This window comes from Pseudooctadecabacter jejudonensis (assembly GCF_900172275.1).
In the GTDB taxonomy this organism is placed as follows: domain Bacteria; phylum Pseudomonadota; class Alphaproteobacteria; order Rhodobacterales; family Rhodobacteraceae; genus Octadecabacter; species Octadecabacter jejudonensis.
This window is the reverse complement of the sequence record NZ_FWFT01000001.1, coordinates 270,154-284,911: the sequence shown is the minus strand read 5'-3', so window position 1 is coordinate 284,911 and position 14,758 is coordinate 270,154. Positions and strand designations below refer to the sequence as shown.

General features: G+C 60.6%; 13 protein-coding genes. 6 read left to right on the top strand and 7 right to left on the bottom strand.

Going from position 1 to position 14,758, the window contains the following annotated elements; genetic code table 11:
* Positions 1 to 19 precede the first annotated feature (19 nt).
* Complete coding sequence (locus PSJ8397_RS01370; protein ID WP_085862766.1) at positions 20 to 1,336, top strand: cobyrinate a,c-diamide synthase; 1,317 nt, start codon at positions 20 to 22, stop codon at positions 1,334 to 1,336.
* Positions 1,337 to 1,345: 9 nt separating this feature from the next.
* Positions 1,346 to 2,602, top strand: a complete 1,257-nt coding sequence (locus PSJ8397_RS01365; protein WP_085862765.1) for an MFS transporter — start codon at positions 1,346 to 1,348, stop codon at positions 2,600 to 2,602.
* Positions 2,603 to 2,659: 57 nt separating this feature from the next.
* Here the strand turns inward: PSJ8397_RS01365 and PSJ8397_RS01360 are convergent, their stop codons facing one another.
* From PSJ8397_RS01360 to cysS, 3 genes are all read right to left on the bottom strand, one after another.
* Positions 2,660 to 3,400 carry a squalene/phytoene synthase family protein gene (locus tag PSJ8397_RS01360; RefSeq protein WP_085862764.1) on the bottom strand — a complete coding sequence of 247 codons (741 nt, stop codon included), beginning with the start codon at positions 3,398 to 3,400 and terminating at the stop codon, positions 2,660 to 2,662.
* Entirely contained in the window at positions 3,397 to 5,028 is a 1,632-nt protein-coding gene (gene cimA / locus PSJ8397_RS01355) for a citramalate synthase (RefSeq protein WP_085862763.1), read from the bottom strand. Before cimA ends, PSJ8397_RS01360 begins: the two co-directional genes overlap by 4 nt.
* A gap of 100 nt (positions 5,029 to 5,128) precedes the next feature.
* Entirely contained in the window at positions 5,129 to 6,541 is a 1,413-nt protein-coding gene (gene cysS / locus PSJ8397_RS01350) for a cysteine--tRNA ligase (protein ID WP_085862762.1), read from the bottom strand.
* A gap of 277 nt (positions 6,542 to 6,818) precedes the next feature.
* Between cysS and PSJ8397_RS01345 the strand changes: the two genes are divergently transcribed.
* Positions 6,819 to 7,163, top strand: a complete 345-nt coding sequence (locus tag PSJ8397_RS01345; protein ID WP_085863442.1) for an MmcQ/YjbR family DNA-binding protein — start codon at positions 6,819 to 6,821, stop codon at positions 7,161 to 7,163.
* 115 nt (positions 7,164 to 7,278) lie between these two features.
* Here PSJ8397_RS01345 and PSJ8397_RS01340 read toward each other — a convergent pair whose 3' ends face one another.
* Both PSJ8397_RS01340 and PSJ8397_RS16975 read right to left on the bottom strand, forming a co-directional pair.
* Positions 7,279 to 7,638: a VOC family protein gene (locus tag PSJ8397_RS01340; protein ID WP_235000536.1), complete on the bottom strand. Its 360-nt coding sequence runs from the start codon at positions 7,636 to 7,638 to the stop codon at positions 7,279 to 7,281.
* Entirely contained in the window at positions 7,631 to 7,768 is a 138-nt protein-coding gene (locus tag PSJ8397_RS16975) for a hypothetical protein (RefSeq protein WP_159453077.1), read from the bottom strand. Before PSJ8397_RS16975 ends, PSJ8397_RS01340 begins: the two co-directional genes overlap by 8 nt.
* An 86-nt stretch (positions 7,769 to 7,854) precedes the next feature.
* Between PSJ8397_RS16975 and soxR the strand changes: the two genes are divergently transcribed.
* From soxR to typA, 3 genes are all read left to right on the top strand, one after another.
* Positions 7,855 to 8,295 (top strand): redox-sensitive transcriptional activator SoxR, encoded by a 441-nt coding sequence (soxR, locus tag PSJ8397_RS01335; RefSeq protein ID WP_085862761.1) that lies wholly within the window; start codon positions 7,855 to 7,857, stop codon positions 8,293 to 8,295.
* Between the two features lie 31 nt (positions 8,296 to 8,326).
* Entirely contained in the window at positions 8,327 to 9,499 is a 1,173-nt protein-coding gene (locus tag PSJ8397_RS01330; RefSeq protein ID WP_085862760.1) for a pyridoxal phosphate-dependent aminotransferase, read from the top strand.
* A gap of 147 nt (positions 9,500 to 9,646) precedes the next feature.
* Positions 9,647 to 11,461 carry a translational GTPase TypA gene (typA, locus tag PSJ8397_RS01325; protein WP_085863440.1) on the top strand — a complete coding sequence of 605 codons (1,815 nt, stop codon included), beginning with the start codon at positions 9,647 to 9,649 and terminating at the stop codon, positions 11,459 to 11,461.
* 93 nt (positions 11,462 to 11,554) lie between these two features.
* Here typA and PSJ8397_RS01320 read toward each other — a convergent pair whose 3' ends face one another.
* Positions 11,555 to 12,034: an MOSC domain-containing protein gene (locus PSJ8397_RS01320; protein ID WP_306372127.1), complete on the bottom strand. Its 480-nt coding sequence runs from the start codon at positions 12,032 to 12,034 to the stop codon at positions 11,555 to 11,557.
* Complete coding sequence (gene alaS / locus PSJ8397_RS01315) at positions 12,031 to 14,682, bottom strand: alanine--tRNA ligase (RefSeq protein ID WP_085862759.1); 2,652 nt, start codon at positions 14,680 to 14,682, stop codon at positions 12,031 to 12,033. The genes PSJ8397_RS01320 and alaS overlap by 4 nt, the downstream gene beginning before the upstream one ends.
* Positions 14,683 to 14,758: the final 76 nt, after the last annotated feature.

Genomic DNA, 14,758 nt, shown 5'->3' with positions numbered 1-14,758 from the left:
GCCGGTTGGCCAAACATCCATGCACGGTTTGATCATCGCAGCCCCCTCCTCAGGCGCGGGCAAGACCACGGTTACGTTGGGCCTCCTGCGCGCCTTGACGCGCAAAGGCATTGCCATTCGGTCCGCCAAATCAGGCCCCGATTATATCGATCCGGCCTTTCATGCCGCGGCCACCGGCAGCCCTTGCGTGAACCTCGACGCCTGGGCGATGACGCCACAGCGCATCGCCCAACTGGCCTCAGGCGACACACCCTTGATCATCGAAGGCGCGATGGGCCTTTTTGACGGCGCGCCCCCGGACGGCAAAGGTGCTGTTGCGGATCTGGCCCGCCAGTTCGACATGCCCGTGGTGCTTGTCGTCAACGCAGCCGCAATGTCCCATTCGGTCGCGGCCCTTGTGCGGGGTTTTGCGTCTCATGACGCAAAGGTCCGCATCGCGGGCGTGATCCTGAACAACATCGGCTCGCCGCGTCACACCGACATGCTTCGTGCGGCGTTGGCCCCTTTGGGCATGCGGGTTTTGGGCGCCGTTCCACGAACAGGCGCCCTCAGCCGCCCCTCACGTCACCTTGGGCTGGTTCAGGCCGGTGAAATGCCGGATCTTGAGGGCTTTCTGACGGCCGCCGCAGATCAGATGGATGCCTGCCTCGATCTTGAGGCCGTAATGGACACGCTCGCGGGATCCATCCCAACGGTGCCGCCCTTGGCCTTCTCTCCCCCCCGGCCCCGAACCCGAACCCTTGCCATTGCCCGCGATGCAGCGTTCTCTTTCGTCTACCCTCACCAGATCGCTGACTGGACCGCCGCGGGCACTCAGATCACGTTCTTTTCACCGCTGGCGGACGATCCTGTCCCGCAAGCCGATGAGGTGTTTCTTCCGGGGGGCTACCCAGAACTCTACGCGGCCCGTCTTGCGCGAAACCAGATCTTCATGCAAAGCCTTAAACATGCCGCGCAAACATCTGTTATATACGGAGAATGCGGCGGATACATGACTTTGGGCGAGGGTCTGATTGATGCCGATGGAACCCGCCATAAAATGGCGGGCCTGCTGGGTCTCACGACAAGTTTTGAGACACGGAAACTGCACCTTGGCTACCGGACCCTGCGACCGTTTGGGGATGCCAAACCCCCCATGGTGATCACCGCACACGAGTTCCACTACGCAACGACCCTGTCCGCTGACGGCCCGCCTTTGTTCCACGCGCAGGACGCAACGGGCGCCGATCTGGGCACCACCGGCCTGTCCGAAGGGCGCGTTTGCGGATCCTTCATGCACAAAATTGAGTGTGATCCCCACAATAATTCATTTGCCAGCCTCCTGCGGCAGGCGTAGCGAGGCCCCATGACTGACGCAACACACCACCCCGATGACAGCCGCGCCAAGCGCAATGTCGCTGTCCTTGTCGCAGCGCAAGCCATTTTGGGCGCGCAGATGCCGATGATTTTTGTGGTCGGCGGGCTGGCGGGTAAACAGCTGGCGTCAAACATCTGCTGGGCCACGCTGCCGATTTCGCTGATCATCTTCGGGTCCATGACCACCGCGCCGTGGCTGTCGCCGTTCATGCAAAGCTATGGGCGTCGCGCTGGGTTCTACATCGGCGCGCTAGCCGGTGCGCTGGGTGCGGCGATTGCCGCCTATGGTCTTTATATTGGTTCATTTACGGTGCTTTTGGTCGGATCCTATTTCACTGGTATCTACATGTCCGCTCAAGGTTTTTACCGTTTTGCGGCGACAGATACCGCCTCCGACAGCTTTAAGCCAAAGGCGATTTCTTATGTGATGGCCGGTGGCCTCCTCTCTGCGATCCTTGGCCCGCAACTCAACAAGATCGTCGAAGGCAGCTTTGTTGTTCCGTTCCTTGGGACCTATTTAGCGATTATTGTCCTGAACCTGATCGGCATGGCGTTGTTCTTGGCGTTGGATCTGCCCAAAGGCACACGCGGAACGGCGCAAACCGCCACCCCCGTCGCCGCCCGCACCCGCAGCCAATTGCTGCGCGACCCGAATATCATCGTCGCGATGATCGTCGCCCTTGTGGCCTATTCGCTGATGAACCTTGTGATGACATCGACACCGCTGGCCGTGGTTGGCTGCGGATATGCGTTGGATGATGCCAATGACATCGTGTCGGCCCATGTGCTGGCCATGTTTGCGCCCAGCTTTTTCACAGGTCACCTGATTGTCCGGTTCGGTGTGAAAACGATCATGGCGACGGGCCTTGCCATTCTGGCCGCAGCAGGCCTTGCGGCCCTTGCTGGTGTCAATCTGGCTGAGGCCGATCAGCCGTCTTTGATCAGCTTTTACGCCGCATTGATCCTGTTGGGCCTCGGCTGGAACTTTGGCTTCATCGGCGCCACGACCCTCCTGACCGCATCCCACACCGCCGGTGAGCGCGGCGTGGTGCAGGGCCTGAATGACATGGTTGTCTTCGGATCCGTGACCATGGCCTCTCTGGCGTCTGGTGGGTTGATGAATTGTTCCGGCGGTGTCCCGATCGAAGGCTGGTCTGCCGTCAATATCGCCATGGCGCCGTTTTTGGCCCTCGCTGGCGGCGCGCTCATCTGGTTGGCATTGAAGCCGCGCACAGCTGCGATCTGATCGATCTTGGCAGACCGGCCCTTCGGGGAGAGTTTTTGGGTCAGATGAAGCGGCGCGTTACGACCACATCAACAGCCTGATTTTGCTGCGAAACGGGGAAAGCCCAACGGCGCCTGCGGCCACGCGCAGTGGTGTCTTGGCGATTTGGTTCAGAATCGGGGCCGTTTGCCAGCCTTCGAGCGTTGCAGCATTCTGGACTTGGGTCAGTTTGGGCCTGCGGGCGTGGGGTAACGCCTGCCGCGCCACGTCGGCCACGCCTTCGGCTCGACCATCGAGCAAGGGCACACGCCCTGCGGCCTCCAGCTTTGGCACCGCTTGTAGAAAGCGCGCGGTGGCCGTGGCTTTGCCGAACTGTATCACAGGGTTGCGCGCGTCTTCTGGTGTGCCCATGGCCCGCGCGGCTTGCCACATCAGCTCCCCACCTGTCGCTTCAAGATAGTCTGCCAAATGGCCTTCGTCCTCGAAGGCATCCTTGTAGACATCCCATCGACGCGCTGCGATCAATCTGTCCAAGGCTTGGGCGCCCGCGGGGTCCAATATCTCCGCCAGAGGCGTTGTGACCTCATGCGACCGCACGGGCCGGCCTTCGGCGATTTCTTCCAGCGCATCGCGCCACCATTGCAGGCGCATTTCCGCGATCATCGGCTCTTCTGTCACCCAAGGGGCCCGGCTGACTTCGACGTTGAAGGCGTAAAGCGGGAACAGGATCTGGCGCGCCATTGGTGGTGCAGCCATTGCGGCCATGAACCGGTCCGGATCGCCCCTTTCAACGATGCCCGCGCAGGCCTCAAAACTCATCCCCTGCCCTCTTGCGCGGCCCCATCGCGGACAAGTTTCCAGCGGATCGCATCCACCAACGCATCAAAGGACGCATCCACGATGTTGGCGCTGACCCCCACGGTGGACCACGTGCGGCCCTGCCCGTCTTCACTGTCGATAATGACCCGCGTGACAGCCTCTGTGCCGCCATTGGTGATGCGCACCTTGAAGTCTGTCAAACGGATGTCGTCCACATGGTCCGCATAACGCCCGAGGTCCTTCATCAATGCCCGGCTCAGCGCGTTGACCGGGCCGCGGTCTGATCCATCCGGCCCAAGGCTTTCACTCACGCTGAGCTTCTTCTCACCGTCCACCTTGACCACAACCACGGCCTCAGACAGCGACACAACCTCATTGCGCTTGTTGCGGCGACGTTCCACCGTGACGCGGTAGCGTTTGACCTCGAAAAACTGCGGCATAAGGCCAAGCTCTTCGCGGGCCAACACCTCAAACGATGCCTGCGCGGTATCGTAGGAAAAGCCCTGCGCCTCGCGGTCCTTGACACGGTCGAGGATGCGTTGCAAGGCGGGATCGCCCTTGGCGACCGTAACCCCCATGCCCGCCAACCGTTCGCGCAGGTTGGACTGCCCCGCCTGATTGGACATCGGAATGATCCGCGTGTTGCCCACCGCTGCCGGGTCGATGTGTTCATAGGTGCTGGGGTCTTTGGCAATGGCACTGGCATGCAGCCCTGCCTTGTGGGCAAAGGCCGATGCGCCTACAAAAGCCGCCTGCTTGTGCGGCACACGGTTGAGGATTTCGTCCAACCGGCGCGACGCGGCCTTGAGCCCCCGCAAAGCCTCAGCCGTGACGCCGGTTTCGAATTGGCTGGCGTAGGGCTCTTTCAACAACAACGTAGGGATCAGTGTGGTCAGGTTTGCGTTGCCGCATCGCTCGCCCAGGCCATTCAACGTGCCTTGGATCTGACGCGCACCGGCCGCCACGGCGACCAGTGAATTGGCCACTGCGTTCTCTGTGTCGTTGTGCGTATGAATGCCGATGTGGTCGCCGGGCACGCCCGCCTCAATCAGCGCCTTGACGCCCGCGCGCACATCATGGGGCAACGCGCCGCCATTGGTGTCGCACAGCACCACCCAGCGTGCGCCGGCGTCATACGCTGCCTTGGCCGCACGAAGGGTGTAGTCGGGATTGGATTTCAGCCCGTCAAAATAATGTTCGGCATCAAAAAGCGCCTCACGTCCCTGCGCCACAATGTGTGCAACAGATGAGGTGATCGTCTCGACATTCTCGTCCAGCGAAATGCCAAGGGCGGTCTTGACATGAAAATCATGGGTCTTGCCCACCAAACAGACCGCCGGCGTGCCTGCATTCATCACCGCCGCCAGTACATCGTCATTCTCAGCCGACCGCCCCGCCCGCTTGGTCATCCCAAAGGCGGTCATCACGGCCCGCGTCTTGGGCGCGACATCAAAAAACGCGCTATCTGTGGGGTTGGCGCCGGGCCATCCCCCTTCGATGTAATCAACGCCCAGATCATCCAGCAAGGTCGCCACGGCATGCTTTTCCTCTGTGGAAAACTGGACCCCTTGGGTCTGTTGCCCATCCCTCAACGTGGTGTCGTAAAGGTACAAACGCTCCTTGGTCACAGCGCACCCTTCCGTTTCTTTGGGTCAAAAATACCTTCCGCGAAGCGTGGCGACATGCACAGCATGTCGCCCCCCGCCCGCCGCAGGCGATGATCGCAGATCATAAGATGCCCTCCAGCTTCGAGGGATCAAACTGAGGCGTCGGTGTAAGCTCCACGCCCTCCTTGGTCATCCGTACCTCAACACCTGCATCGATGAGCGATGACTTCAAGATGTCCACGTCCGAAAAATCCTTGGTCTGCATGGCATGATACCGTTTGGCACTGAGCAGCATTTCAAATCCACTCAAATCATACGCATTGATGGCCCAGCCCCCTATCTCTTCAGTTAGCAAACCAAGAAGCTGCGCCGAGGCCGCAAATTCAGCATAGGCTTTGTCTATATCAAGCTCGTCGATCTCAGCACCAGCGTCCCATGCAAGCAAAACATTCGCCTGACGGTGCAATTCTTTCAACGCTTCGTGCGTGTTCAAATCATCGCTCAATGCCCGAACAATCTCTTGCGTAGGGGAGCTCGGCTCAACACCGTCCGACAACTCGCGCCACGTCCAAAGCGTCTTCTCCGCCTCAATCCGCTTCTTCTCCGTCCAATCCATCGGCTTGCGGTAATGCGTGGACAACATCACGAACCGGATTACCTCGCCCGGCACGCCCTGATCCAACAGATCCCGAACGGTAAAAAAGTTGCCCAAGGACTTGGACATCTTCTTGCCCTCCACCTGCAGCATCTCGTTGTGCATCCAGACATTGGCCATGACGTCCGTATCATTGGCGCAGCAGCTTTGGGCGATCTCGTTTTCGTGGTGCGGGAACATCAGATCATTGCCGCCGCCGTGAATATCGAAAGTCTCCCCCAACAGCGCCTTTGACATCGCGGAGCACTCAATATGCCAGCCCGGCCGCCCGCGTCCCCACGGACTGTCCCACCCTGGCGTCCCCTCATCAGACGGCTTCCACAGCACAAAATCCATCGGGTTGCGTTTGTACGGGGCGACCTCAACCCGCGCACCTGCAATCATATCATCCACGCTCCGCCCCGACAGCGCGCCATAGCTGTCCTTCCAACTGTCCACCGCAAACAGCACATGCCCTTCGGCAGCATAAGCATGCCCCTTAGCAATCAGCCCTTCGATCATCTTGACCATCTGCGGAATATACGCCGTCGCACGCGGCATCTCATCAGGCTCAAGCGCGCCCACAGCCGCCATATCGTCCAGATACCACTGGGTCGTCTCCGCCGTGATCTCACCGATAGCACGCCCACTCTCGGCAGCGCGCGCATTGATCTTGTCGTCCACGTCCGTGAAATTGCGCACATAGGTCACGGCCTCTGCCCCATAGGTATGACGCAACAGCCGATACAGCGTATCGAACACAATCACGGGCCGCGCATTGCCCAGATGGGCGCGGTCGTACACCGTCGGCCCGCAGACATACATCCGCACGTTCGCCGCATCAATCGGCGTAAAGTCCACCTTCTGACGAACGCGGGTGTTGTACAATTTAATCGTCATAGCGCCTCTCACGGGGTCCCCCGCGCGGGCTTAGCAACTTACGATCTGTGATGAAACGTGAAAGAGCAGCCCGCGACAGATGTCAGCAGGAAATAATGCAGCAGATGATGCAAATACTCTTCATGCCTGCGTTGATAACGTCCCGCCTGCGCAAAATCAACGCCTCATGCCCCCCGTCCAAGGCCCCCCGTCCAAGGCCCCCCGTCCAAGGCCCCCGTCCAAACCCCAACGTCCAAAGCCCCTTGCCAATCTGCCCATCAGCGCGCAGCATCTCCCCATGTCACGTGATCTCGCCAATACTTTGGCCGCCAAATGCGCAGGGGCCACTCACGATCAGCCCTTCGGTCCGGGCCATGATGTCTGGAAGGTTGGCGGCAAGGTTTTCGCCGCCATCGGCGCCAAAGGGGACGGCCTGTCCGTCAAATGCGCCTCGGTTGAGGACGCACAACACCTCCAAGATCTGTTCGGCTGGCCCAAAGCCCCCTACTTTCACCGCTCATGGGTGCACGTCCCTTTGGATGCCGGCGAAGGCGAATTGGCCCACCGCCTCGCAATCTCCTACGACATCATCCGCAAAAGCCTCACCAAAAAGGCCCAGGCCGACCTGCCACCGGTGGACTAAACCACCCGCCCTAGTCTCACGCCCTTTCTTCATCTGGCCAGAAAAACTCTCGGGGTGAATGGCCGCAGGCCAGAGGGGCAGACAGCCCCTCCAACCGATAAATCAAAACCAGTCGTCAATCGTACTGCACAACCTCCACCTCAATCCCCTCGGGCGCCAAAAAGTAAAACCGACGCCCCGGCTCATACTCCGCATGATGATGCGCGATCAGCCCGCGGGCGACAATGCGCGCTTCGGTGACGTCCAAATCGTCCACGACCATGGCAATATGGCCCAATGGCCCTCCGGCGGCGATGTCCTCGTCTGTCTCATACACCGCCACATAGCTTGTCTCGCTGCCCACATGGCGGGTGTAACCCGCGCCGTCCGTCGATGGGCCTTCCCACCGGACGTGCCAGTCAAACACCTCGCACAACATGGCGGCAAACCCTGCGCCGTCGGCAACCATAATGTTCACATGTTCCAACTCAGCCACGACGCGTCTCCTCTACACTCCTGAAACATCCTGCATCCAGTTCATGGCCCCAGCCAAGCCCCTGACGCTCCAGATGCTCGGTCACCTCACGCGGCAAACAATCGCGGCGCACTGTGAAAATCCATTTCATCGTCAACTCCTTTATACCTTGACGACACCCATTCTCATTTCTCAAGTTCACTTTAGATCAAGCGGAATTATCGAAAGGCGCATTTCATGCCCCAAACCGGTCTCACGATCGGCGATCTGGCCCGACGGACCGGCCTTGCTGTATCGGCCATCCGGTTCTACGAAACCCACGGCATCGTCCATCCCGTGCGGAATGCGGGCGGTCACCGCCGGTACGGCGCCCATGATCTGCGGCGTTTGTCCTTTGCCATGATCGCCCAGAAACTTGGCCTGCCGCTGTCAGACATCGCCGCTCATATGACCGGCCTGCCCATCCACAAAGCACCCTCCAAAACCGACTGGACACGCATCTCCACCGCCATGCGCGCCGACCTCGACGCACGCATCACGGCGCTGGAACGCCTGCGCGACAATCTGGACGGCTGCATCGGCTGTGGCTGCCTCTCGCTTGAGGCATGCGCGCTGTACAATCCCGACGACACCCGCGCGTCCGACGGCACGGGCCCACGCATGCTGATCGACGATTGACACCCCTCAATCAGACGGGTCAAGTCGCGCCATGAAACTCTCGCATCGCATAACCCATCTCACCCCTTCCGGCTCCGACGGATGGGAGGTTTTCTACAAAGCGCGTCGGATGAAAGCTGAAGGTCAGCCCGTGACCGAACTCACCATCGGTGAACATGACATCCGCACCGCTGCCCCCATCCTGGACGCCATGCATGCAGCCGCCAAATCAGGCCACACCGGCTATGCGATGGTGCCGGGCACCGATGCGCTGCGCGACGCTGTGGCCGACCGCATCGCGGCCCGCACGGCTGTGCCCACAACCCGTGACAACATCCTGATCACCCCCGGCGGTCAGGCGGCCCTCTTTGCCGCACACCATGCCGTCCTCGATCAGGGCGACCGCGCGCTCTACATCGATCCCTATTACGCCACCTACCCCGGAACGATCCGCGGTGTGGGAGGTGATCCTGTCGCCGTGCCCGCCCGGGCCGACACCGGGTTTCAGCCCAAAGCAGCGGACATCGCCGCCAATGCCGAAGGCGCCAAAAGCCTGCTGATCAACACACCAAACAACCCCACAGGCGCGGTCTATGCCCGCGACACCTTGGACGGGATCGCTCAGGTCTGCATCGATCACGACATCACCCTGATCTCGGACGAAGTCTACGACACCCAAGTCTGGGATGGCACGCACATCAGCCCCCGCGCCTTGCCCGGCATGGCCGACCGCACACTCGTCGTAGGCTCAATGTCCAAAAGCCACGCCATGACAGGCAGCCGCGTGGGCTGGGTCTGCGGTCCGGCGGAGGCCATTTCGCACATGATCAATCTGGCCACCCACACGACCTACGGCGTGCCGGGCTATATCCAGGACGCCGCCCTCTTTGCGCTGAACCAAGGCCCCGTCCTTGAGGATGAGGTCGCAGCCCCCTTCCGCCGCCGCCGTGCGGTCACCGAGGCCCTTCTCTCAGGCCAAAACACAGTCAAAGCCAGCCCCACCCAAGGCGCGATGTATGCGATGCTCGACATCCGCAGCACTGGGATGACCGGCAATGATTTCGCCAATGCCCTGCTCGATGCGCACCTGATCGCCACCATGCCCGGCGAAAGTTTTGGGCAGGCCGGCGCGGGCCACGTGCGGGTCGCCATGACGATCGATGACGACAGCTACGCCACAGCCATGCGCACCCTAATCGATTTCGCCGCAATGCAGGCCACCTGACGCCAAATCAAAATATCACGGGCGCGCAGCGCACAATCAGATCACGGCCCCTTTGCTTTTGCAGCAAGGCACGATATGGCGCGCGCAACGCTTTATCTGTCCGGTCTGTATCGTCTGCACCGGACCGCCCGAAAGGATCTCGTTTCCATGGAACTCCGCAATATCGCCATCATCGCCCACGTTGACCACGGCAAAACCACACTGGTGGATGAGCTGCTGAAACAGTCCGGCACCTACCGCGACAATCAGGCCACGACAGAACGGGCCATGGACAGCAACGATCTGGAACGTGAACGCGGCATCACGATTCTGGCCAAAGCCACCTCGGTGGAATGGAAAGACCACCGCATCAACATCGTCGACACCCCCGGCCACGCCGATTTCGGCGGTGAGGTGGAACGCATCCTGTCCATGGTGGACGGTGTGGTCCTGCTGGTAGATGCCGCCGAAGGCCCGATGCCACAGACCAAATTCGTGACCTCCAAGGCGCTGGCGCTGGGCCTGCGTCCCATCGTGGTTCTCAACAAGGTCGACAAGCCCGACGCGGAACCTGACCGCGCGCTGGATGAATGTTTTGACCTCTTTGCCTCGCTGGATGCCACCGAAGAACAGCTTGATTTCCCACATCTTTATGCCTCTGGCCGCTCTGGCTGGTGTGATGCCGATCTCGACGGCCCGCGCGAAAATCTCGACGCGCTGTTCGATCTTATCCTTGATCACGTGCCCGCACCTGCACAGGTCGCCGCCCGTGATGAACCCTTCCGCATGTTGGCCACCACGCTGGGCTCCGACCCATTCATCGGGCGCATCCTGACGGGCCGTGTGGAAAGCGGCACGCTGAAAGCCGGTGAAACCGTCAAGGCGCTGAGCCGTGAGGGCGATCTCATTGAAAACTTCCGCTGCACCAAAATCCTGGCGTTTCGCGGCTTGGGCCAACAGCCCATCGATTTGGCCGAAGCGGGCGACATTGTGACCCTTGCAGGCATGACGAAGGCCACCGTGGCCGACAGCATCGTCGCCACCTCCGTGGCCGATCCCCTGCCCGCGCAACCGATTGACCCGCCCACCATCACCGTGACCTTCGGCATCAACGACAGCCCGCTGGCGGGCCGTGACGGCAAAAAGGTGCAGTCCCGCGTCATCCGTGACCGTCTGATGAAAGAAGCCGAATCCAACGTCGCCATCAAAATCTCTGACACACCCGGTGGGGAAGCGTTTGAGGTCGCAGGCCGCGGCGAATTGCAGATGGGCGTGTTGATCGAAAACATGCGCCGCGAAGGGTTTGAGCTGTCAATCTCCCGCCCTCAGGTGCTGTTCCAAGACATCGACGGCGCCAAGCATGAGCCGGTTGAGGAAGTCACCATTGACGTGGATGACGAATACTCTGGCGCAGTGATCGAAAAGCTGACCGGCGCGCGCAAAGGCGATCTGGTCGAGATGAAACAAAACGGCGGCAAGACCCGCATCATCGCCCATGTGCCGTCGCGCGGGTTGATCGGCTATCACGGTGAATTCCTGACCGACACGCGTGGCACGGGCGTCATGAACCGTGTGTTCCACGAATGGGCCCCGCACAAGGGCGCTATTCCTGGTCGACGGGCGGGTGTTCTGATTTCAATGGAGAACGGCACATCCGTGGCCTATGCCATCTGGAACCTCGAGGATCGCGGCAAGTTCTTCATCGGCGCGCAGGAAGCCGTCTATCAGGGCATGATCATTGGTGAACACAGCCGTGAGAACGATTTGGAAGTGAACCCCCTCAAGGGCAAAAAACTGACCAACGTGCGCGCGTCAGGCAACGACGAAGCCGTGCGTTTGACGACGCCGGTCAAGATGTCTTTGGAAGAGGCCATCGCCTATATCGACAACGACGAACTGGTTGAAGTCACACCCAACGTTGTGCGTCTGCGCAAGCGCTATCTGGACCCGCATGAACGCAAGCGGATGGCCAAGAAAGACTGATCAGGTCTCGGACAGGCTTTGCCTGTCCGATCCGCCGGGGGCCAGCCCCCGGTCCCCCGGCATATTTTTGAAACAGCGAAACCAAACGGGGCGTCAAGCCGCGCGTGTGACCATGTCTCCGACGGTGATGAGCCCTGGCTGTAGAACTGTGGCACACCATCCGCCGTGGCCGCGCATGGCAGAGTAGGCACCGTAGCCCATCGTCTTTTCCATGCGGGAACACGGCGCGCAGACGGTGGTGAATTCGACGATCGCCTCTCCAATGCGCACCGGGTGATTGCGCAAAGCCGTGAGGTTGATCCCTGAGATGACCACGTTGCGACGCAGGGTTTCGGGTGCGACCTTATCAAGACCTGCGAGGCTTGCGATGACGGGAAGGTGTTCTGCCTGAATGAGGCTGAGCGCGCGTTTGCCTGCGCGGGCATGGTCCCCCTCCAGTCCGCTGTCTGTCAGGGCCGCACTTTGCACCGACACGAGGTTTTCCAGCCGCGCGGGCCGCAGTCCAATCCACTCTATGCGGCCCGCCTGTGCGTGGCGGGCCAACATGTCAGCAAAGCTGTAGGGTTCGCTCACCCTGCGATCACGGCCTCGGCCGCAGCGATTGCGCTTTCGGCGTTGGTCACATCTTTCGCACCACCTTGGGCCATATCAGGACGGCCACCGCCGCCCTTGCCGCCCAACTCAGCCACCGCGGCGCGTACAAGATCCACAGCGCTGACCTGATCCGTCAAATCCTGTGTGACGCCAGCGGCCACCGCAACTTTGCCATCAGCGTCCGCGATCAGCAGAACAGCACCGCTGCCCATCGCCCCTTTCATGTCGTCGATCATACCGGGCAAATCCTTACCAGTGACGCCTTGCATCACCTGCGCCATGAAGGACACACCGTTCACGTCCTTCGCCTCAGGGGCCGCAGCACCGCCACCCGACATGGCCAACTCGCGGCGCAGCTGGGCCACCTCATTCGTCAGCGCCTTGCGTTCGTCCATCAGCGCTTTGACACGGTCGGCCGTCTCAGACCCCTTCGATTTCAGCAAACCTTCGACCCGCGTCAACGTCCCGTCGCGGTCGCGCAAATGGTCCAACGCGGCCTGACCTGTCAGGGCCTCTATCCGGCGCACGCCAGACGAGGACGCCCCTTCAGACAAAAGCGCAAACACGCCAATGTCGCCAGTGCGCGCCACATGGGTGCCGCCGCACAGCTCAATCGAATAGGTCTGCCCGTCGGGCCCCTTGCCCGTCGGCGCATCGCCCATGGACACCACGCGGACTTCATCCCCGTACTTTTCACCAAAGAGCGCCTGCGCGCCCATCGCACGTGCGTCATCGGGTGTCATGATGCGCGTGGTGACAGCCGTGTTCTGCTGGATGAACCGGTTCACATCCCGCTCAACCTGTTCCAACTCTGACGTGTCCATCGCTGCCGTATGGCTGAAATCAAACCGCAACCGATCCGGCGCATTGAGAGAGCCGCGTTGCGCCACGTGATCGCCCAAAGCCTCGCGCAGGGCCTCATGCAAAAGGTGCGTGGCCGAATGGTTGGCACGGATCGCCCCGCGCCGCGCAGGATCAACCACAAGTTCAGCCCCTTGACCGCGTGTGATGGTGCCAGAGGTCACGGTTGCGATGTGCAAAAACAGACCAGCCGCTTTCTTCGTATCGGTGATCCGCGCCTCACCGGTTTCGGTGCGGATGGTGCCGGTATCGCCGACCTGCCCCCCGGATTCAGCGTAAAACGGCGTTTGGTTGAAGATGAGGGTGACCTCCTCCCCCTCGCCCGCGGCCTCAGCCGCCTCAGTGCCGCTGACAAGGGCGACCAGCTGCCCCTCGGCCGTTTCGGTCTCATATCCCAGAAACTCGGTCGCGCCGTGAGTGTCGGCCAGATCGAACCAAATGGCCGCATCCGCCGCGGCTCCTGTGCCCGACCAGGCCGCGCGGGCCTTTGCCTTTTGCTCTGCCATGGCCGCATCAAACCCATCGGTGTCGACACCGCGGCCCTTTTCGCGCAAGGCATCCTGCGTCAAATCCAACGGGAAGCCGTATGTATCATAAAGTTTAAACGCCGTCTCACCGGGCAAATCAGCGCCATCAGCCACATCGACCAGGGCATCATCCAACAATTTCAGCCCGCGATCCAATGTCGTCTTGAACCGGATTTCTTCATTGAGAAGCGTATCCTCGATCAGCTTTTGCTCCTGTCCCAATTCGGGATAGGCCGCGCCCATTTCGCGCACCAATGCGGGCACCAAACGATGCATCACAGGGTCCTGCGCGCCCAACAGATGTGCATGACGCATAGCGCGGCGCATGATCCGGCGCAGCACATAACCTCGCCCTTCGTTTGATGGCAGCACGCCTTCGGCAATCAGAAACGACGTAGACCGCAGGTGGTCGGCAATCACACGGTGATGCACGTTCTGATCACCAAAGGGATCCGTCGACGTCGCATGGGCCGACGCCTCAATCAGGGCACGGAACAGATCGGTCTCGTAATTGTCGTGCCCCCCCTGCAGCAGCGCGCCAATGCGTTCCAACCCCATGCCGGTGTCGATGGATTGCATATCAAGAGGCTTCAGGGTGCCGTCTTCGAATTGTTCGTTCTGCATGAACACGACGTTCCAAATTTCAATAAACCGGTCGCCATCTTCCTCAGCCGATCCAGGGGGCCCGCCCCAGATGTGATCGCCGTGGTCGTAAAACACTTCCGTGCAAGGCCCACAGGGGCCCGTTGGGCCCATGCGCCAGAAATTATCATCCGTCGCGATGCGGATGATCCGGTCCTCAGACACACCAATCTTCTTCCACATTTCAAACGCCTCGTCGTCCGTGTGGTAGACGGTCGTCAGAAGCTTGGATTTATCGATGCCGAAGTCTTTGGTCAAAAGCTCCCATGCAAAGGGAATGGCCTCCGCCTTGAAGTAATCCCCGAATGAGAAATTCCCCAGCATCTCAAAGAACGTATGATGCCGCGCCGTATAGCCGACGTTGTCCAGATCGTTGTGCTTGCCCCCCGCCCGCACACATTTCTGGCTGGTGGTGGCCCGTTGATAAGGCCCGCTTTCAACGCCGGTAAAGCGGTTCTTGAACTGAACCATGCCGGAGTTGGTGAACATCAACGTGGGATCATTGCGCGGCACCAACGGGCTGGAGGCCACAACCTCATGTCCCTGACGCTTGAAATACTCAAGAAACGTGGAACGAATGTCACTCAGGCTGGTCATGTGGGGCGTCCTTCAAAACTGTTGCGTTTCAAATAGCCCTGCTGTGGCGCACTGTCCACAGCACACCAGACCCCCT